This window comes from Bacillus sp. SRB_331 (assembly GCF_003264175.1).
Taxonomy (GTDB): Bacteria; Bacillota; Bacilli; order Bacillales; family Bacillaceae_G; genus Bacillus_A; species Bacillus_A mycoides.
In genome coordinates, this window is record NZ_NADV01000004.1 from 82,450 (window position 1) to 102,085 (window position 19,636).

Annotated in this window: 19 protein-coding genes; 3 read left to right on the top strand and 16 right to left on the bottom strand. The window is 35.7% G+C overall.

What is annotated here, in order from left to right:
* Nucleotides 1-40 precede the first annotated feature (40 nt).
* Nucleotides 41-871, top strand: coding sequence for a CAP domain-containing protein (locus B5P42_RS02715; protein ID WP_002030537.1), 831 nt, complete (start codon nucleotides 41-43; stop codon nucleotides 869-871).
* Between the two features lie 35 nt (nucleotides 872-906).
* On the opposite strand, the gene B5P42_RS02720 is transcribed toward B5P42_RS02715, so the two are convergent.
* From B5P42_RS02720 to inhA1, 11 genes are all read right to left on the bottom strand, one after another.
* Nucleotides 907-1,512, bottom strand: coding sequence for a DUF1648 domain-containing protein (locus B5P42_RS02720; protein WP_002126129.1), 606 nt, complete (start codon nucleotides 1,510-1,512; stop codon nucleotides 907-909).
* Between the two features lie 91 nt (nucleotides 1,513-1,603).
* Nucleotides 1,604-2,527: an RluA family pseudouridine synthase gene (locus tag B5P42_RS02725; protein WP_113733591.1), complete on the bottom strand. Its 924-nt coding sequence runs from the start codon at nucleotides 2,525-2,527 to the stop codon at nucleotides 1,604-1,606.
* A gap of 100 nt (nucleotides 2,528-2,627) precedes the next feature.
* Nucleotides 2,628-3,044, bottom strand: coding sequence for a histidinol dehydrogenase (locus tag B5P42_RS02730; RefSeq protein ID WP_113733592.1), 417 nt, complete (start codon nucleotides 3,042-3,044; stop codon nucleotides 2,628-2,630).
* Nucleotides 3,045-3,142: 98 nt separating this feature from the next.
* On the bottom strand, nucleotides 3,143-5,335 hold the full coding sequence (locus B5P42_RS02735) for an MMPL family transporter (RefSeq protein ID WP_113733593.1): 2,193 nt from the start codon (nucleotides 5,333-5,335) through the stop codon (nucleotides 3,143-3,145).
* A 110-nt stretch (nucleotides 5,336-5,445) separates the two neighbouring features.
* On the bottom strand, nucleotides 5,446-6,093 hold the full coding sequence (locus B5P42_RS02740; protein ID WP_113733594.1) for a phosphatase PAP2 family protein: 648 nt from the start codon (nucleotides 6,091-6,093) through the stop codon (nucleotides 5,446-5,448).
* Nucleotides 6,094-6,152: 59 nt separating this feature from the next.
* Complete coding sequence (potD, locus tag B5P42_RS02745; RefSeq protein WP_113733595.1) at nucleotides 6,153-7,202, bottom strand: spermidine/putrescine ABC transporter substrate-binding protein PotD; 1,050 nt, start codon at nucleotides 7,200-7,202, stop codon at nucleotides 6,153-6,155.
* 38 nt (nucleotides 7,203-7,240) lie between these two features.
* Entirely contained in the window at nucleotides 7,241-8,041 is an 801-nt protein-coding gene (potC, locus tag B5P42_RS02750) for a spermidine/putrescine ABC transporter permease PotC (RefSeq protein ID WP_002011483.1), read from the bottom strand.
* A 6-nt stretch (nucleotides 8,042-8,047) separates the two neighbouring features.
* Nucleotides 8,048-8,896 (bottom strand): spermidine/putrescine ABC transporter permease PotB, encoded by an 849-nt coding sequence (gene potB / locus B5P42_RS02755; RefSeq protein ID WP_113733596.1) that lies wholly within the window; start codon nucleotides 8,894-8,896, stop codon nucleotides 8,048-8,050.
* On the bottom strand, nucleotides 8,893-9,876 hold the full coding sequence (potA, locus tag B5P42_RS02760; RefSeq protein ID WP_002030425.1) for a spermidine/putrescine ABC transporter ATP-binding protein PotA: 984 nt from the start codon (nucleotides 9,874-9,876) through the stop codon (nucleotides 8,893-8,895). The genes potB and potA overlap by 4 nt, the downstream gene beginning before the upstream one ends.
* A 237-nt stretch (nucleotides 9,877-10,113) precedes the next feature.
* Nucleotides 10,114-11,481 carry an aldehyde dehydrogenase gene (locus B5P42_RS02765; protein WP_107886983.1) on the bottom strand — a complete coding sequence of 456 codons (1,368 nt, stop codon included), beginning with the start codon at nucleotides 11,479-11,481 and terminating at the stop codon, nucleotides 10,114-10,116.
* 157 nt (nucleotides 11,482-11,638) lie between these two features.
* Nucleotides 11,639-14,026, bottom strand: coding sequence for a M6 family metalloprotease immune inhibitor InhA1 (gene inhA1 / locus B5P42_RS02770; protein ID WP_098167303.1), 2,388 nt, complete (start codon nucleotides 14,024-14,026; stop codon nucleotides 11,639-11,641).
* A gap of 342 nt (nucleotides 14,027-14,368) precedes the next feature.
* Between inhA1 and B5P42_RS02775 the strand changes: the two genes are divergently transcribed.
* Both B5P42_RS02775 and B5P42_RS02780 read left to right on the top strand, forming a co-directional pair.
* Complete coding sequence (locus B5P42_RS02775; protein ID WP_002011474.1) at nucleotides 14,369-14,503, top strand: anti-repressor SinI family protein; 135 nt, start codon at nucleotides 14,369-14,371, stop codon at nucleotides 14,501-14,503.
* A gap of 79 nt (nucleotides 14,504-14,582) precedes the next feature.
* Nucleotides 14,583-14,906, top strand: a complete 324-nt coding sequence (locus tag B5P42_RS02780; RefSeq protein WP_002030429.1) for a helix-turn-helix domain-containing protein — start codon at nucleotides 14,583-14,585, stop codon at nucleotides 14,904-14,906.
* Nucleotides 14,907-14,988: 82 nt separating this feature from the next.
* On the opposite strand, the gene calY is transcribed toward B5P42_RS02780, so the two are convergent.
* The 5 genes from calY to B5P42_RS02805 form a co-directional block, all read right to left on the bottom strand.
* A complete protein-coding gene (gene calY / locus B5P42_RS02785) occupies nucleotides 14,989-15,582 on the bottom strand; it encodes a biofilm matrix protein CalY (protein ID WP_002030430.1) in 594 nt (197 codons plus the stop codon).
* A gap of 443 nt (nucleotides 15,583-16,025) precedes the next feature.
* A complete protein-coding gene (locus B5P42_RS02790) occupies nucleotides 16,026-16,715 on the bottom strand; it encodes a DUF4047 domain-containing protein (RefSeq protein ID WP_002186374.1) in 690 nt (229 codons plus the stop codon).
* 161 nt (nucleotides 16,716-16,876) lie between these two features.
* Nucleotides 16,877-17,464 carry a CalY family protein gene (locus B5P42_RS02795; protein WP_044437854.1) on the bottom strand — a complete coding sequence of 196 codons (588 nt, stop codon included), beginning with the start codon at nucleotides 17,462-17,464 and terminating at the stop codon, nucleotides 16,877-16,879.
* Nucleotides 17,465-17,536: 72 nt separating this feature from the next.
* On the bottom strand, nucleotides 17,537-18,106 hold the full coding sequence (sipW, locus tag B5P42_RS02800) for a signal peptidase I SipW (RefSeq protein WP_002064334.1): 570 nt from the start codon (nucleotides 18,104-18,106) through the stop codon (nucleotides 17,537-17,539).
* Nucleotides 18,107-18,303: 197 nt separating this feature from the next.
* On the bottom strand, nucleotides 18,304-19,590 hold the full coding sequence (locus B5P42_RS02805) for a D-alanyl-D-alanine carboxypeptidase family protein (protein ID WP_113733597.1): 1,287 nt from the start codon (nucleotides 19,588-19,590) through the stop codon (nucleotides 18,304-18,306).
* Between the last annotated feature and the right edge of the window lie 46 nt (nucleotides 19,591-19,636).

The window sequence follows — 19,636 nt, forward strand, 5'->3', positions numbered from 1 at the left end:
GTGAAAACAAATTAAAACTTTATATAGGGGGACACACATCATGAAAAAGCGTGTTTTATTATCTGTAGCTGCTGCAACAGCTCTTACTTTAGGAGTATCTTCTTTAGATGCACAAGCTGCAACAGTACAACCATCTAACATAAAGGTTCAAAATATTCAGCATTCAAAAATGATGATGAAGCAAATGAGCCAACAAGAATTACAAGCATTCTTACAATCTATGGGAGTTGAATCATTAGCACAATGGAACCAAGGACAATTCCAACAAGATTGCTTCATTCCTGGTCAACAGCCTACTGAAAATGTTGTTACTGAACAACCAACAGCTAAGCCAGAAGCTCAAAAGCCTGCTGAGGAAACTCAAAAACCAGCTGAACAAAAGCCTGCTGAAGAAGTTGCTAAACCAGAAGCTCAAAAACCAGCTGAAAACAACAATACTCAAAACGAAACACAAAAACCAGCTGAGCAAAAGCCTGCTGAAGAAGCAAAATCTTTAAGCGAATTCGAACAACGCGTTGTTGAATTAACAAACGCAGAGCGTACAAAACAAGGCTTATCAGCATTACAAATCGATACTGAATTAAGCAAAGTAGCACGCATTAAGTCTGAAGATATGCAAAAAAACAACTACTTTGATCATAACAGCCCTACATACGGGTCTCCGTTTGACATGATGAAGAAATTTGGTATTTCTTATAAATCTGCAGGTGAAAACATCGCCCAAGGACAACGTACTCCAGAAGAAGTTGTACAAGCTTGGATGAACAGTGCTGGACACCGTGCAAACATCTTAAATAGTGGCTTCACTCATATCGGTGTTGGCTATGTAGAAAGCGGCAACTACTGGACACAACAATTTATTACGAAATAAATAAAAAAAGAGTCTTCTAGAAGAAGACTCTTTTTTTATGTTTCATAGCTTTCTAATATGTATGCGTATAAAATGTAGAACATAAACAAAATAGACCCGCAGCTTATTACACTAATTAACAAGTAAAATCCCCACTTCAGGCTCAAAAGCAACGAAAATAATATGCTACATGCCATCACTTGAAAGATTCGCCTACTAACTAAACGGATTTTTTGTAATTTGATCGGTTCTTTCTCTCTATCCTTCACCTTTTTAAACACTTTACTAAACATAAAAAGAAACATACTAATTCCAATCGTTAGTCCTGTCTGAAAGGATATAATACTTCCCAAATTAATAAAGAGAATTAGTATATGGACAAACATCATAAATAAAGTAATACTCTTTATAAATCCATTTATAATGAAATACTCCCCTTCATTAAACTTATATATATTATGTAAAATAACATATACTAATCCATGTAAAATAATAATAAGGACAGGGATAAATAATACGACAACTTGTTTACTCATAAACTCGTTCGCTCCACCATTCTCGTTCCAATGCACTGCCATACGAGTTGGTAAATATGGATAAATACATAGAGTAAGTAAGAGACAAGCGAAAAATATCCCTAGCATATATTTATATTTGATCAAGTAATTCTCACCTCTCTTTTCTCTTAACGGCTTCGCCTCTTTCAGAGAAATCCCTGCAAAAATCTACCTTTTTCAACTTTAAACTTACACTTTACCTATTTTCTCTTTCAAGTTTTTTCATTGTATCGTTTAAATTTGTAGGGAAAGGTACGTCAACAACGATCTCTTCTTTCGTAATCGGATGCAAAAAATTAATCTTCATCGCATGTAACGCTTGCCCGGACATATATGTTGTTTGCCCACCATATAATACATCCCCAACTAATGGATTTCCATTATAGCTCATATGAACGCGAATTTGATGTGTTCTACCGGTTTCTAACTGTAACGTTACGAGCGTCGCATTTTGTTTTTTAAAATATTTCTCTACTTTATAGTACGTTATAGCTTTGTCTCCCTTTGGAGAAACACGGCGCCTTGTAGCATGATGTCGATCTCTTCCGATGGCCGCGTCAATTGTCCCTTGCTTCTTTTTTACTTTTCCTTCAACAAGTGCCGCATACGTTCTTTTAATTTTCCGTTCCATTAATAAACGATCCATAATTGCACCCGCAATTCTATGTTTTGCGAATACAACACCACCTGTCGTATCTTTATCTAATCTATGGATATGCCGAACCTTCGTCTCTAAACCTTGCATTTGAAAATGAAAAGCAACAAGATTGGCAAGTGTTCCCGTCACATTTTTTTCAGAAGGATGTGTATCCATTTGCCCCTGCTTATTTACAATGAGTACGTGATCGTCTTCAAACACTACATTTAATTCACCATATTCCGGCTCTACGCCGTACTCCTCCTCCATAAACATATGAACTTGTAACTTATCCCCTTCTTTTAAAAATTCATTCCATCTCCTTTGTTCTCCGTTAACCGTAACACCTTTTTCCATACGAAGCTGATGTAATAACTTTTTTGGTACTTCCCATTCCATTTTTAACAACGACTCAATACTTATACCATTCCACGTCGCTGGAACCGTAATTTCGCACCATTCGCCCTTTTTCTTTGTTTCCATACTATAATCACCTTATTTCTATTGATTCTCTCATTGTAACGGAAAACATACTTTGATGCACCGTCAAAAATAGAGGACAGTCTTATAATCGACTGTCCCCTCACGCTCTAAGCCTTTTCATTTCCTGCAACACTTCTTCAGCTTTTTGTTCATACAACAAATCTTTAAAGAAATCCGCCAATCGTTTATAGTCGTTGTACGTATCTAATAAGTCGTCTATTTTCTCTCCTTTCATAACTTGCTGCTTTTGCTTCATTTTTACTGGATAACGATACCCCGATACTTCTTGTATTTTGTAATACTCATCCTCTACTTGAATAACTTTTACAATTTCCTCTTCTTCCGCATCCATCGTATACCCGTCAAATTCTCTAAGTAGTTCATAAATAATATGAGTCCATTCATCTTTTGGGTAAAACCCTTTTTCTAACCGATAACCGACAATGCGATACATATGCCCATCGTTTTCAGTAAACTGTACTGTATCATTTAGCTTAAACTTAAAATAACGAAACATTGCCTTCACCTACTTGTATGTAATCTTCTTATCACATACTATGCGCAAAATATAGGCCCTGCTATTCATAAAAAAACTCATCTTATAGATGAGTTTTTTTACGATGATTTTTCTCTTTTCTTTCGAAATGGTAGCCACCAGTTCCAATCCCCAAACAATTTCATTAAACTTGGTACGAGCATAAGACGGATAATTGTTGCATCAAGAAATATTGCTAATGCAACCCCAAGCCCCATCTGCTTTACTGGTAAAATATCAGTAAAGGCGAACGCACCGGTAACAACAATCATAATTAAAGCGGCGGACGTAATAATTCTACTTGTCGAAACAAGTCCTTCTAACGTTGCTTGATCGTTATCTCCTGTTTCTTCATAAAGCTCATGAATACGTGAAATAAGAAATACTTCATAATCCATGCTAAGCCCAAATACGAGGCCGAAAATAAAGATTGGTAATACAAATAAAACTGAACTCTCTTCTAATCCGAAATGACCACCTTCAAATAACCAAATTACAATTCCAATTGTTGCACTTAAACTAAGTACGTTCATAATAATAGCTTTAATTGGAATGAGTATAGAGCGGAATGCGAATAATAAAATGACAAAGGTTGATCCAAATATAACAGACATACCAATTGCAACTTTATCTTTAATTTCATCTTCTAACTCTTGCTGGAACGTCGTCATACCGCCCAAATAATAAGTAACATCATTTTCTTTATAATTCTTTTTGAAATCACGAACCCATTGTTTTGCGGTTTCTGTACTTGGCTTCGTATCCAAAAAGACTTCCATTGTTGTTTTATTCCCTTTCGTATACGCTTCAAATACAGGAGCTATTTTCGCAGCTTCTGGCGACTGTAACATTCCAGCAACTTGATCTGCTTTCATTCCATTTAGCCCGTCATATACACTTTTCACCTTATATACTTGCTTATCGTCTTTTAACTTTTGAACAACAGCTTCTATCTTTTGTAAACTTTCTTTTTCTGTTATATTTTTCTTCGTCTCTACTACTAATGTAACATCAGCGTGTGTTTGGACAGTTTTATTAAAGGCTTCTTCATACTTCTCAAATGCAACTCTCGTATCACTCTTTTCAGGTAACGCTTCAACACCAGGAAACTGCAAGTTAGCTGTACGTAGCGGTAATAAACAAATAACAATAAATGTTGTAACAACAATAATCATGACGATTGGATGTTTCATTACAAAATGTGCAAATTTACGCCATACATTTGATGGCGTAGGCGCCGCCTGATTCTTTTTTAATATCCTTTTACCAATTAAAGATAATAGCGCCGGAAGAAGTGTTAGCGAAAACAAAATGCTCATAATAACGACAATCATCCCGCTAATAGCAACAGACTGAATATAATCTATCTTAAAGAAAAATAAGCCTGATAAACCGACGAATACACATAACCCTGAAAATACGATAGCACGCCCTGCCGTTTGATACGTAATCGCTATCGCTTCTTTCACTGTTCTCTTCGCAACTTCCTCTCGGAAACGATTTACAAATAACAGTGCGAAATCAATTGATAATGCTAGCCCAATCATCGGCGCAACATTTAACACGAAAATAGATAGCTCTTTATCACTACCTATAAAATATAAAATCCCCATCGTACTAATGACACTAAGCGCGCCATTTACAATCGGTAAAATAGACGCAATCAGACTACCAAATGAGAATAATAGTACGAGAAAAGCAATAGGTAATCCAATCATCTCTGCTACTTTTAAATCATTTTGCGTTCTTTCATTAATCTCTTGATTAATTTTCGGATATCCTGTCGGTGTTACTTTTAATACGCTATTACTTTCCTTCTCGATTTTTCCGGCAAATTGTAATGTCTTTTCCATTCGTTCTTTATTTGTTTTCCCGGAAAATAAAATCGTCGCATAACCGATATCATCTTGTAACATCTCTTTATTTTGCATTGGATGATGGAAAGATTCGTATTTTTCTTTCTCTTCAATTTGATTTATTATCCCCTCTATACGCTTTTGGAACTCCTCATGCGAAGTATCCTTTTCCTTCTCAAAAACGAGTAAAAGTGTATCTTGAGACTGCTTAAAATCCCTATCTAAAATTTCTTTCGTCTTTTGATAATCCCCTTCTGTTTGGAAACCATCACCGCCCAATACTCCTGGAAGTTTTGGAGCAAAAATACCGAGCACTATCGCAAGTAGTAGTAATGCTACAATTACTGTATAACGAAATTGATACAAAAAAGTTCCTAACTTCCCCCACTTATCAATTTTATGTACATTTGTCTTCACACATTTTCACCTACTTTATATAATTCACTTGTCATTTATACTGTATCACATCTCCCCGTAAACAAAAAACGTCTAGAAAAACTATAATACTAGTTTTTCTAGACGTTTTTCTATCTCTCGTTATTAAGTCCCAATCTCTCGGTAAGTAAACGATGACAATAAATTGCGATGATTAACAAAATGCCACCTACACAGTAACCTGCTAAAATATCGGTTGGATAATGAACATTTAAAATGACTCTACTTAATCCAATCAATATAATTAATATGCCCATTGAAATCGTAATACCACATTTTCCAGCTACACTCTTCAAATTCGCAGCAATGATATAGGCAAGAAAACCAAATGTTATAATAGATAGCATTGCATGTCCACTTGGGAAGCTATACCCAAGTGCGTCAAGTGCCTCATTTAATGATGGGCGGTCTCTTTTTGCAATTTCTTTTATTCCCTTATTAACAAGGTGTGTCATTAATATAGCCATTGGGTACACAATCATAGCAGCATAATAACGCTTTTTCCAAAAAACGAGCAAACTTATAATTAGTGTCGTTATAACTCCAATTGCAGATCCTAGCTTTGTAAAGTAGGAGAAGAATGTAAGTGAGCTTTCCGTTTGTAATCCTTTTACCATATCACGTACGTATGTATCCATCATTGTAACACCACCTACATGTACCCTCCAAGCGATGATGCTAAATAGAACAAACAATAAAATGATACACATTAACTCATACTGATGTAACTTTTTCTTCAATCGATTTCCTCCTACTATGAAAAAATGCGATTTCTACTTTAGAAACCGCATTTTCTTACTTATTTACCTTTTGTTTTCAGCTCTGTCCAGTAGCGATCGTAGTCTTTTAACTTATCGTCTACATCAACAAGCCATTCTGTACGATCTAATTCTTCTTTTGTTAAGAAGATCATGTGATTATCACGATATTCTTTACTATGAAGAGGATGAGCTTTTTCATTTGGATTACTGTAACCAATTGACTCGTAATTTTTCACACTTACTTTTTCATCTAATAAGTAGTTCATAAACTTCTCTGCAAGCTCTTTGTTTTTTGCACCTTTTGGAATTGCTAACGTGTCAGCCCAAATTGTGCCGCCTTCTTTTGGTACAACGTATCCTACATCTTTATTGTCTTTCGCGATGAATGCTGCGTCTCCAGACCATACAGTCCCGATCCAAGCATCTTCTGTAATGAATTTTTGTTTAATGTTATCTGTATCGAATGCTAATAAGTTTGGAAGTAGCTTCTGCAAATCAGCAGACGCTGTCTTTAACTGTGCATCCTCTTTCGTGCTATTAGAGAAACCATTTTTCTTAAGTCCCATTCCTAATACTTCACGAGAATCGTTTAATAAAGTAACATGTCCTTTATATTTCTCGTTCCATAAATCATTCCAGCTTGTAGGTGCTTCTTTCACATACTTTTTATTGTATGCAATTCCTGTTACACCCCAAGTATATACTAGAGAATACTTATTCTCTGGATCAAACGCAGGTGTTTTAAAGTTAGAAACAAGGTTCTCGATGTTCGGGATATTCTTCTTATCTAAAGGCGCTAATAAGTCCATCTTCGCCATCGTTTTCACCATGTAATCAGATGGCTGAATTAAATCATATGTCGCGCCACCAGCTTGTAATTTCGCAAGCATTTCTTCATTACTTGCATATTTATCGTAGTTAATTTTCACGTTATATTTCTTTTCAAAATCTTTTAAAACTTGCTCATCAAAATTGTCAGCCCAGCTATAAATGTTTAATTCTTCTTTTTTCTCACCACAACCAGCAAGTACACCTGCAGCAAGACTGAAGCTAATTGCTATACCAGCTAATCTCTTCACTAATTTCATCGGTTTATTACCTCCTCGTTCTTTCTATATCATTCGTATTATAAAGGAAGGTGTCCTCCAGAGTTCTCTTCACCGTCTGCACCTTTATTACGGAAGATTTCCGATAGCACCATTAATCCTACAATTACAACAATTAATATTGTAGAAAGAGCATTAATTTCAGGCGATACTCCACGCTTAACCATACTATAAATGTATAATGGCAATGTTGTTGATCCTGGTCCTGATACGAAGAAACTAATTACAAAATCATCAATCGATAATGTGAATGTTAATAATGCGGCTGAAATAACTCCTGGTGCAATTGCTGGAAACGTTACATAACGAAACGTTTGCCACGGCGTTGCTCCTAAATCGTTTGCAGCCTCTTCTAAATCACGTCCCATACCAGAAAGACGTGCCGCTAAAATAACAACAACAAATGAAATACTGAATGTAATGTGTGCAATAATAATTGTTGTTTTTCCAAGTTCCATACCTAATTGACTAAATAGGATAAGTAAAGATAATCCCATTAAAATATCAGGAATTAAAATTGGTAAATATACAAGACCGTTAATGGCCCCTTCAAAACGATATTTGTAACGGTGTAATGCAATAGCAAAAATCACACCAAGAACTGTCGTCACAATTGTCGTTATAACAGCAATCGTCATACTATTTACAAACGCATCAATAACATCTTGTTTTTGAAATAAATCTGTATACCAATGGAGTGTAAAGCCCTCCCATTCCGCATTAATGCGAGAATCGTTGAAGGAATATACCATTAAAACCATCATTGGAAAATACAAAAACAATAAGATTAACCAAGAATAAGAAACTAAAAACTTCTTCATTTTTGCCTATTCCCCTCCGTTTCCATCATATTTATATACTTTCGTTGCACGATAATATAAGTAAATTAACAGAACAGAGAATAGAACAACAATCATAGATAACGCGGAACCAAATGGCCAGTCACGTGAACCTAAGAATTGGTTTTGAATTACGTTTCCGATTAATGCTACTTTCGATCCACCCATAACGTCTGATACAACAAACATTCCGATAGAAGAAACGAATACTAAAATAGAACCAGTTGTAATCCCTGACATCGTCATCGGTACTGTTACATTCCAAAATGCCTTTACTGGTGTTGCTCCTAAATCATAAGCCGCCTCTAGCTTACGCTTATCAAGCTGCTCAATTGCTGCATACACTGGTAAAATCATAAATGGTAATAAAGAATATACCATTCCGAGTATTACAGAAGGCGTATTATATAGCAGATTTAAAGGTTCACTAATAATACCTAGTTTCAATAGCAATGTGTTTACAAGACCTTGTGAACGTAAAATAACAATCCATGCGTATGAACGAACAAGAAAGTTAATCCAGAACGGAATCGTTGCCAATAATAGAAGGATAGAACGATATTTACGATCAACAATTGTAATTGTATAGGCGAATGGATAACCGATTAATAAACATAGTACTGTCGTAATAACAGCTATCTTCACTGTTTCCCATAACGTCCCCATATATAATGGATCAAACACACGTACTATGTTATCTAATGTAAATTTCATTTCCACTGTCCCGTATGCTCCGCGCTGCATGAAGGCAAATGCTAATACGAACAGAAGTGGAATTAGGAAGAAGAGTAACAGCCATACGACTGTAGGTAATGCGAGTAATTTCCCTTTCTTCAATTTAAGGTCACCTCGTCCTCTTGCTCCCAGCCTACATATACATTATCTCCAATGCTCCACTGCGTTGCTTCTTCAGCAGTTTGGTATGCCATTAGTAATTCCGCTGTTTTCTCCTCACGTACATATAGCTTTTCCATATTTCCAACAAATTCAATATCTTCAATATGTCCAAGATGGTATTCTTTTAAAATTGGCTCTTCAACCGAGCGAACTTTTACATTTTCAGGGCGAACTGCTACGTAGTTTTCCCCATTTTTCACGATATTATTTTCACCGATGAACGTCGCAACAAACAATGTTTTCGGCTTATTGTAAATTTCCTTAGGCGTGCCGACTTGTTCGATATGCCCTTTATTCATAACGACAATACGATCACTCATACTCATCGCTTCTTCTTGATCGTGCGTTACATATATGAACGTAATTCCTAAATTACGTTGTAAGTTTTTCAATTCACGTTGCAAATCTTTTCTTAACTTAAAGTCAAGCGCTCCAAGTGGCTCATCTAATAGTAATACACGTGGGTTGTTTACAATTGCTCTTGCAATTGCTACACGCTGCTGCTGTCCACCAGAAAGCTTCGAAGGTTTACGATTACGGAACTCAAGTAACTGCGTTAAACGCATTGCCTCTTCCGCACGTTCTTTCTGTTCTGCTGCTGATACTTTTTGCATTTTCATACCGAAACAAATATTTTTTTCAACATTCATATGTGGGAATAGTGCGTAATGTTGGAACACTAAATTCATATGACGCTTGTATGGCGGCAAATCGTTAATCTTTTCATCATCTAATAAAAGATTCCCTTTAGTTGGGGTTTCAAATCCTGCGATCATACGAAGTAAAGTCGTTTTCCCGCAACCACTCGGTCCTAAAATTGTTAAAAATTCTCCTTCTTTAATATCTAAAGAAAGAGGGGGGATAATCACTTGATTTCCAAAATGTTTTTCTACTGCTTCAACTTTAATAATCTTTTTCATTTTCCCGTCCTATCTACCTTAAATTTTAATTTTTATATTCATGAATAAATATTTATGTTCTATAGACTATTTTTTTGTTTCGATCCAAACAAAAATGGTTGTTTAGCAGCGTTCTCTTCTATTCTTTATGTAGTATGTTTGATTCATTTTCGCATGATACATATGTCGAACAGAAAAACCCCTTCAGTTGCGAAGGGGTTTTTATCATACGGCTACGCCTACTGATAAACACCATCATCATTTTAACAACTTTCGTATGAATTTTAAAGCACTTTTTGTAGAAGAGTAACGAATTTTCATGTCGAATGCTGTAGATTGGGACAAAATGCTTTTATAATGGGAAAAAGTCCGAAAACTTTGTTCACCATGATAGCTGCCTAATCCACTACTTCCAACGCCCCCAAAAGGTAAATATGGCGTTGCAAGATGATATACGACATCATTTATACATCCTCCGCCATATGAAATATTACTCGTCACTTTCTCTTGCACTTTTCTATCTTCAGAAAATACATATAGTGCTAACGGCTTTGGATGGTGCTGAATTGTTTCAATTACCTCTTCTATTTTGTCATATTCTATAATTGGTAAAATCGGCCCAAAAATTTCATCTTCCATAACAGCACTTTGCCATGTAACATTCGTTAACACTGTCGGCTCGATGTGTAATGTTTCTTTCGTATAATTCCCGCCAATCACAGGTTTACCATCTTGCAAAAATGTACATAAGCGTTCAAAATGACGCTCACTCACAATTCGTACATAATTGTCATTTTGCAAAGCATCTTTTCCATATTGCTCTGCGATTTCATGTCTTAATGCCTCGATTAACTGCTCTTTCACTGAAGAATGAACGTACATATAATCAGGCGCTACACACGTCTGCCCAGCATTCAAAAACTTGCCCCAAACGATACGTCTTGCGGTTACATCTAGCTTTGCATCTTTATGTACAATACATGGGCTTTTCCCGCCAAGCTCTAACGTAAGAGGCGTTAATTTTTTCGCCGCTGCTTCCATAACAACTTTTCCGACACCAACACTACCTGTAAAGAAAATATAGTCAAACGATTCCTTTAAAAGTGCAGTGCTTTCCTGAGCACCGCCTTCTACTACCGATACAAGCTCTTCTGGGAATAATTCACCTAACATTCTCGTAAGCACTTTTGAAACGTTTGGCGTTAACTCTGACGGCTTTAAAACGACTGTATTGCCAGCTGCCAATGCTCCTACGAGTGGTGCAATTGCTAATTGAAACGGATAGTTCCACGGTGCGATAATAAGCGTCACACCATATGGTTCTGGCACCACTTTCCCCTTCGATCCAAAATGAGTAAGAGCTGTGCGAACACGCTTTGGTTTACTCCAAGATGAAATATGCTTCATTTGAAAAGAAATCTCTTTTAGTACATATCCAATTTCTGTTGTAAATGATTCGTGAACTGATTTATTCAAATCTAATTTCAACGCTTGAAAAATCTCACCTTCAAAACGCTGAATTCCATCATAAAGCTTTTTTAAATTATTTTTTCTTGTTTCTATACTTCTCGTATATCCATTATAAAAATATTGCTTTTGTTTATTTACAATAGAAGAAATGCTCATCTATTCACCTTCTCCCACTATTTTTATCCAATTCTTTCATTATTTATATAGAACTTTTTTACTCGTAAAATTACATTATATATAATTTTTTCTTTTATATAAAATTCATTGCTCACAAAAAACTACCGAAAGAAAATCTCCCGGTAGTTTTACTGTATTAACGGTATAAACGAACAGCACCTGCAGAATTATCATCAGCTTGTCCTACTACTTCAAACTTCAGACCAAGCTTCGGTAAAATACGTCCTGCATCTGGAATCTGCTCATTAATATACTTTTTAGAGTCATCGAACTTCGGTACCCCTGGTAATCCATCGTATACGAATGTTCCACGCGTTGGAGATACAACTTTCCAAGCTGGCGTTTTGTCGAATGAGAACGCCGCATCAGCAATTTGGAATCGCGTACTGCTTGTAAATGTTGGTTTGCCATTTAAAGTTCCTGCAATTGCTTCTGGATGAGAGTCAACTACACCAAGGAAACCATGTCCTGGATGTATGCCAACCCAGTTATCTGTGTAAGCTGAATCCGCATACCATACAACCATACCAGTGTTATATACTGGACCGCGAGCAAATTTCAATGCGTTATCTGAACCCGCATAGTTTCTCCACTCTACATAGTAGTTATGCTTTTTCTTATCCATTCCGTTAGATGCAACGAAACCGTCCAATTTGAATTGTGGTGTACCTTCTGCATCATCAGAGAATGCAACTTTACCATCTACTGTTAATGACGCATTATCAAGAGCAAATCCGTTTAACGCTAAACCACCATCCGTAATGTACTCAAATGTTAATTTCACTTTCTTACCTTTGAACTGACTTAAATCATATGATTTATCAATCCATTTTCCATTTGTCGTAGCTGCATTTCCACTATTTGCTTTCTCACCAATTCTTTCAATCAACGTTTTTTGTCCATCTTCTGTTACAGCGTGTACTTCAAGGAAATCGTACTCTGCTTCGATTTCATACAATGACTTATAATCGAATTTTGCAGTCGTTGCTTTCGTTAAATCGAATAGTGGCGTTTCCATCGTTGTATGAAGGTCATCACCTTTTGTGCTGTAGTAATACTGTTTACCAAATGCAGGCTGAATTCCTTTTACATCTTTATCTGGTAAGTTAACACGAATCAGACCTGGACGATCTGACTTCGTAACACTTTGGTCTAAGTATGTTGCAAGACCGATACCTTTATTTAATTTCTCGTAATCTACTTCTACGATATTCGCCCAGTTACCACCGATTGTTTTTTGGAAAAACTCTTTATTTTGTGGTGATAAACTCGTTGGCGTTGTTCCTGCGATTTTACCAGCCCAGCTTCCGCCACTCATAATAGACCAAGCTTCAACCGGTTCACCATCACCGCTATACTGTGTATCATACTCATCTGGAAGACCTAAATCATGGCCATATTCATGTGCGAATACACCAACCGCGCCATCTTCTGGTTCAATTGTGTAGTCGAAAGCTGCCATATTTCCGCCCCAATATGGAACTTTCGCTTGTGTACCTTCAATTGCGAATGGTTTTGGTCCAACTGTCCAGCGATGTGACCAAATTGCATCATCACCTAATTTACCACCGCCAGCTTCTTGTCCAACACCCGCATGAATAATCATTAAGTGATCGATTAAACCGTCCGGTTGATTTTGATTCCCATCACCATTTACATCATATTGATCGAACTGATCAAACTGTGATAAATCAAGTCCGCTATCTACAGCCGCTTTTAATGCATCTTTTACTAGATCACGTGGTCCTTTTGGTCCTTTATTATCATGACCTGTACCAGCATCTGCACCGTAATCAGCAGCTTTACCTGGAACTGTTAACCATTTTGTGACTGTTCCGTCCACTGTGTAACTACCACCTGATTGCTCTTCGTAATATTGTTTAAACGTTTCGATTTTGCTTCCATCCTCTAACGCGAATGGCTCATTACCGAATAACATTTTTTCATAATGTTCTTTGTTAAAATCGTTAGAATACATGTAGCCAGGCTCTTTATCAATATTGTTATGCTTGAAATCAGCGTACTCTACAAGTAAAACAAGTACTTTATCTTTACGAACTTCACCGTTATACTCTTTTTGCTTAGCAGGTGAAGTTGGTACTTTCCCATTTAAGCCTCCTCTAACTGGACCTGTTCCTGCTGTAGTCCCGTTTGCTGGCTGCTCTGATTTTTCTTTCGTATCTGCCTTTGCATCTTTCACTTTCTTTAAAAAGTCAGATGCATCTTTCGTAAGTTGGTCCCCACTTGCCGCTTCTTTCCCAGGATTTTCACCCTTCTTTTTCTCTACATACTTTTCGACAGCTTTCTTTGTTTCTGTCCCTGAAGCAGATGAATCAATTACCCCACGTTTTTTTAGCGCATTTGCTAATCTCTCTTCTGGGATTAAGTGATCATCAACTGGGCTTGTAGCTGTCTTGTTCTCCGGCGTTTCAGCATATACAGACTGGCTTCCAGCACCAAACGACAAGCCTAGAACAGCTGTCAAAGCAATTGATGATAACACTTTAAATGGTTTCTTTTTCATCCCTTATTGCCTCCCCTAATATAAAATATGTATTACATACTTTATATTATTAAAAATTCAATATATTTTCAATATTTAGTTATATTATGTAATTTTTTTAATATATTTGTAAAAATTTCATAGTTAGTATACGAATATATCACAATTCAACAATGTTTTCAGAAAATATTGAAAATATTTGTCAGAAACTTTATAATCGCCATAGAGGGAATTTAATGGGGATTTTATCTTTGTTTCATCTACAAAATATTTGATAATTCACTATATAAAATACAAAATCCGATTGCGTTATCATATATTCTGTAGCAGCAATTATGACCACTAATTAGGGAGGAATTACATTTGTACAAAGATAAGGCTGACTCACTAGATCAAGAATGGATTGATTTAATACTTGAAGCTCTAGATGCTGGCATTGCCCTGCAAGATATTGAACACTTTTTTCAACGTATGAAGCATACGAGCCAGGCTCAATAGCCTCGTTCTTTTTAACGAAGTTTATGTTATAATAATCACATCATAAGACGACTACATATTGATAGAAAGGTGCGCAAATATGATAGGAGAACGTATAAAACGCCTTCGTTTACAAAAAGGCATTTCATTAACAGAACTCGCCGAAAAAGCTGGTGTCGCTAAATCTTACATTAGTTCTATAGAACGGAATTTACAAAAAAACCCTTCTATTCAGTTTCTTGAAAAAATTGCAGCTGTTCTACAAATTCCAGTTGATACTTTACTTCACGATGAAACAACAACGGAGGGTCACCTAGACTCCGAATGGACACAGCTCGTTAAAGATGCGATGAGCTCTGGTGTCTCAAAAGAACAGTTTCGTGAATTTCTCGAATTTACACAATGGAAGAAAAATCAACAATAATACATATAAAAGAGTGCTTAAAACGGGCACTTCTTTTTTTCTTTATAAAAAAAAGCGGGGAATCCCCCGCTTTTTTTATTTATTATTTTTCTTCTCCATCTGTTTGGTTAGCATTGAATGTCCATTCTAAGTTCAATGAATCGCCTTGGAATTTGTTTTGATCTTGACCATTCTCTTCGAATACAAATTGTACCCATAGATAGTCCTCTGTACCAGCTTCTAAGCCACCTTTTTCTCCCCACTCAGGAGCAAAGATGTCTTTAGCTAAAAGATCTGGATCAGCATTTTGTAAATCAGCTAAAGTTGTTTCATATACAGGCTCGCTTTGTTTATCCCAGTTCCAAAGGAATTTCACTTTAATATGCTTACCGAAGTCTTCACCAGCATTATCACCTTTTGCATCTTTCACAGTATACTTTGTCGCTAATTTAACATCTTTAATTGCTAAAGTACCGTCGTTCTTTAATAAGAACTCTTTCTTAACAGAATCCCCTGGTTTTAAATCTTTAATATCTACAAGCGTTTTAGGGTTTAATGTAAGATCTAACGTCCCAGCTGCAAATGTATTGTTTGATACTTCTTTATCGCTAAAGTAAGCGAATGTTCCTCCACCAATTAAAGATAACCCCAATGCTGCTGATGCAACTCCCATACCTAATTTCTTTTTCAGACTCACAATCAATTCCCCCTAGCTGTTTTTTGTATTTTTATCTCTTATTTCAAAATAAGAGGTGTAACTAAAACTATATTAGCTTAGCTAATATTTGTTCTTTTTTTAAAACCTTAAGTTCATTATAACGAACAAGACTATATAAATACAATATATATTTTGATTATTTTTATTTCTCAACATTTTTTCCTTTTTTTCAGAAAAGTATTGAGAAATAAAGTGAAACTTTAATCAGAGTTTTTCTGTCCATCCCCACTGATCATTAACCTTCACCTAGCGGTGGGCTGCCAACTAACTTCCTCGCATTCGTTAAATTTTTAGGTGAAGACCTTATACCCACGAATAGTGAAATAAGAAAAACAAAGCAAATAGGTGAGTCGTAGGGCTCTCTCACCTATTTGTCTTATCATTGTATTTATTCCTTCCGAAATGCTGCTGTATTTTACTTACTATTCCTTCTTTTCTTCTTGCTTCTTACTCTCTTCTAGTTTTTTCGCCTCTTCTTGTTTCTTGCTCTCTTCTAGCTTTTTCGCTTCTTCTTGCTTCTTACTCTCTTCTAATTTCTTTTGCTTCTCAGCCTCACTCACTTGCTTTGCTGTTTCATCTACTAATAATTTTTCAAAAGCTTGAATTTGTTTATCAATCACCTGTAAATTAACCTCTTTATCAACATACTCACAGTGCTCTTTAACTATATGAAAACCAGCATTCACATACGAGAATACTTGCTTATTAGATTCACTTTTATTTCCCTTTAACTCTTCTTTCACTTTGTTATAAGGATTTTCTATTGATGCATATACCTTTTGTAACAGTTCCCTCTCAGTAACAATTTTCTCACGTCCTTGCTTCCACGTAACAAGCGCCTGTTCTAATTCTTGAGTGGAAGTGAAAGTTACTTTCGATTTCATCTCTTCATACTCATGCAAAATTACTTCCTTATGTTGCTTAGCTTGTTCTGTCAACTGATCAACTGTTTTTGGAAAAATACTTGCTGTAGAAATAGTAGCCTGCACTTTCGTCTCATGAATGAAAGCTGCCTCTGTATAAGTCATCATTTGAGAACCTAAATAAAAAGTAATAGAGCACAAACATGGCAATATAAGCATCTTTTTGAATTTGCGAGGTGCCTTCAGCATTTTAATCTCTCCTATCGAACAACTTGTTCTTTATCAAGAACTATACCTTTATTATAATAAAGTGAATTACAAAATGATATAAAAATTATGTTTCTTTTTACATTTCTCTTTTAACACAAAAAGAGACTACCACTTTTGATAGTCTCTTTTTGTTGTCATTATTATTTCGTTTCACCATCGCCTTGCTGTGCATCAAACGTCCAAGTTAATTGTAACTTATCGCCTTGGAATTCATTTTGGTCTTTTTTATTATCAACGAATTCAAATTTCACTTTGAATTTATCAGATTTACCTGCAGAAATACCTTTTTCATCCCAGAACCAAGCAGCTAAATCATTATTTACTGCTGTAAGTGTATCACCCTTCAATTTATCTAATGTAGTTTCTTTCACAATCGTCTCATGCTTATCTACATTTTTTAAGAATGTTACTTTAATATGTTTACCAAAATCATCTTTATTATCTTTCTTCGTATCTTCTACATTATAGTCTGTTTTTAATAGAACCTTTTTAATATCTAAAGAGCCTTTATTTTCTAGTTTAAATTCTTTTTCAATTGTATCACCAGGTTTTAAATTCGATACATTAACAACTGTTGATGGACTTAATGATAAATCAAGCGTACCAGCCGCAAATGTATTATTTGACACTTCTTTATCGCTAAAGAATGCAAATGTTCCTCCACCAACTAATGCTGCTCCTAATACTGCTGATGCGATACCCATTCCTAATTTTTTCTTTAAAGTCATGTCCATATCCCCTTAATATATATATATATATATATTTGTTAACTTCCTAAACGGAAAGTATAACCAAACGAACTAGACGGATTGTTCTACTTTTTTATCTTTCTTTTCTCCGTCAATGCTACGAATAGCGCCAAAAATAGAAATTGCGGAATAGCCAAGTAAAAAGACTCCAGGAATAATGAGAAGTAATGCTGCTCCCGCTTTTGAACTCGCATAATTCAGTCCATAACCAACGTATGGAACTGTAATATCTGCATACTTTCCAATTACATTCTCTGCAAGTACTGGTGCTAAATCTGGTCCGTTGTTGTTATCCCCTTTTGTTTCATACATTACTTTTCCATTTGTATCTTTCACACCGATAATACGGTGAGTGATAATTTTGTCATCTTTCTCTTTAAACGTAATAACATCACCTTTTTTATATTTAGAACCATCTTTCGTTGGCTCTATCGCAATGATTGATCCTGTTAAAAATGTTGGTTCCATCGATCCTGAAAGAACGCTCTTAAATTGATATCCCATCACTGTTGGATCCCCGCCACTCGCTTTTGAAGAAATAACTACAAAAGCTAAACAAACCATTACCGCAAATAAAACAAATGAGATAACGTTGCTAATCACCTTCCAAATTAATTTCATCGTCTCTCTCCCTCTCCGTTGTTTTATGTTATTTGAAGTATACAATATCCACTTTAGTTCTCTAACAAGAACACAAGTAAATAATATAACGAACGATTTGGAAATGCAATAAGAAAATTTACAATTATTAGTTAAATCATTTTTGAAATGCATACAAAAAAGACCGTGACAAAATCTCATCACGGTCTACTAGCAATTTATTTTTCTTCTGATTTCATCCCTTGGTTATTTCGGCGCAGCACTACATATAAAATCGCTCCAAATAATAAAATCGCACCTATTCCAACACTTATCACTTTCACATTCGATTCCTTTACTTCAGGTGCAACTGTATCTTTTTTAGGCATCGCAAAAGTAACATCTTCTTTTGAAAGAACATTTATAGTCGCAATCGTTTGATTATTCTTTATAATATCTACCGCACCAACTACTTCACCGCGATGAATTCCTTTTTGATACAAAGATTCTTTATCCACTGAAGTAACCCGAAAAGCCGTTTTTATATTTTTCCCTTCATCTTTCTTTAGCATAAGCTCTGCACTTTTTTCCAGCTCAGAATCAACATCTTTATTTAAATACTTTGCCTTTTGGTGCCAACTATGTTTATCTAGTACAGTTTGCTTCGTAAATTGCCCAAAAGAATATTCCGCCATCTGCTTCAAATCTTCATAAATTTCAGGTCTTTGAGAAGCCATTACTACATTTATAATACGATTACCATCCTTCTCATTTAATAAAACGAGCGTATTGCGTGCTTCATTCGTAAATCCTGTCTTACCACCCATGCTATATGGATTTTCAAAATAAGTAGACTTATTAAAAATAGAAACTGTTTGCGTAGATGTCGTAACCGTCGTTCTTTTCGTATTCATCGCTTGTAAAATTTCAGGATACTTTTGCACACCTCTCGTAATCATTGCCATATCATATGGCGTCGTATAATGATTTGGATCATGCAATCCATTTGGCGTTACAAAATGACTATCTTTAGCCCCTAATTGCTTCGCCCTTTCATTCATCATATTGGCGAAGTTTTCAACACTTCCTCCAATACGCTCCGCAATCGCATACGACACATCATTCGCACTCAGCACCATTAAAATCATAAGTGCAGTATTTCTATTAATAGTCTCACCAGGGTGAAACTCAATTTGATAATTACTCTTCTCTTGATCTAATGCTAATTGTGAAAACGTAAATTGATCCTCTGGCTTCGTATGCTCCATCAGTAAAATCGCCGTTAACACTTTCGTCATACTAGCAGGGAACGCACGATGATGTGCATTTTTGTCGTACAACATATCTCCTGTTTTCGCATCAATCGTAGTCGCAAACTGACTAAAAACATTCGGCCCTTCCGCAGGTGGAGGTGCCACTTGCTCCGGATTTACTCCAATATTCGTCTCAGCATATAACGTCATAGGTGTCAAAAAAAATAAACAAATAACCATAACAAAAACCGAAATTTTCTTAAAATTTACCATATGACTCTCCCTTTTCCCTTTACTTTCACATTCTATAAAATACCTC

Coding starts and splice junctions, on each gene's coding strand:
- B5P42_RS02715 (WP_002030537.1), top strand. CDS start 41: ATGAAAAAGCGTGTTTTATTATCTGTAGCTGCTGCAACAGCTCTTACT.
- B5P42_RS02725 (WP_113733591.1), bottom strand. CDS start 2,527: ATGGAAACAAAGAAAAAGGGCGAATGGTGCGAAATTACGGTTCCAGCG.
- B5P42_RS02730 (WP_113733592.1), bottom strand. CDS start 3,044: ATGTTTCGTTATTTTAAGTTTAAGCTAAATGATACAGTACAGTTTACT.
- potD (WP_113733595.1), bottom strand. CDS start 7,202: ATGAAATTAGTGAAGAGATTAGCTGGTATAGCAATTAGCTTCAGTCTT.
- potC (WP_002011483.1), bottom strand. CDS start 8,041: ATGAAGAAGTTTTTAGTTTCTTATTCTTGGTTAATCTTATTGTTTTTG.
- potA (WP_002030425.1), bottom strand. CDS start 9,876: ATGAAAAAGATTATTAAAGTTGAAGCAGTAGAAAAACATTTTGGAAAT.
- B5P42_RS02765 (WP_107886983.1), bottom strand. CDS start 11,481: ATGAGCATTTCTTCTATTGTAAATAAACAAAAGCAATATTTTTATAAT.
- inhA1 (WP_098167303.1), bottom strand. CDS start 14,026: ATGAAAAAGAAACCATTTAAAGTGTTATCATCAATTGCTTTGACAGCT.
- B5P42_RS02780 (WP_002030429.1), top strand. CDS start 14,583: ATGATAGGAGAACGTATAAAACGCCTTCGTTTACAAAAAGGCATTTCA.
- B5P42_RS02790 (WP_002186374.1), bottom strand. CDS start 16,715: ATGCTGAAGGCACCTCGCAAATTCAAAAAGATGCTTATATTGCCATGT.
- B5P42_RS02795 (WP_044437854.1), bottom strand. CDS start 17,464: ATGACTTTAAAGAAAAAATTAGGAATGGGTATCGCATCAGCAGTATTA.
- sipW (WP_002064334.1), bottom strand. CDS start 18,106: ATGAAATTAATTTGGAAGGTGATTAGCAACGTTATCTCATTTGTTTTA.
- B5P42_RS02805 (WP_113733597.1), bottom strand. CDS start 19,590: ATGGTAAATTTTAAGAAAATTTCGGTTTTTGTTATGGTTATTTGTTTA.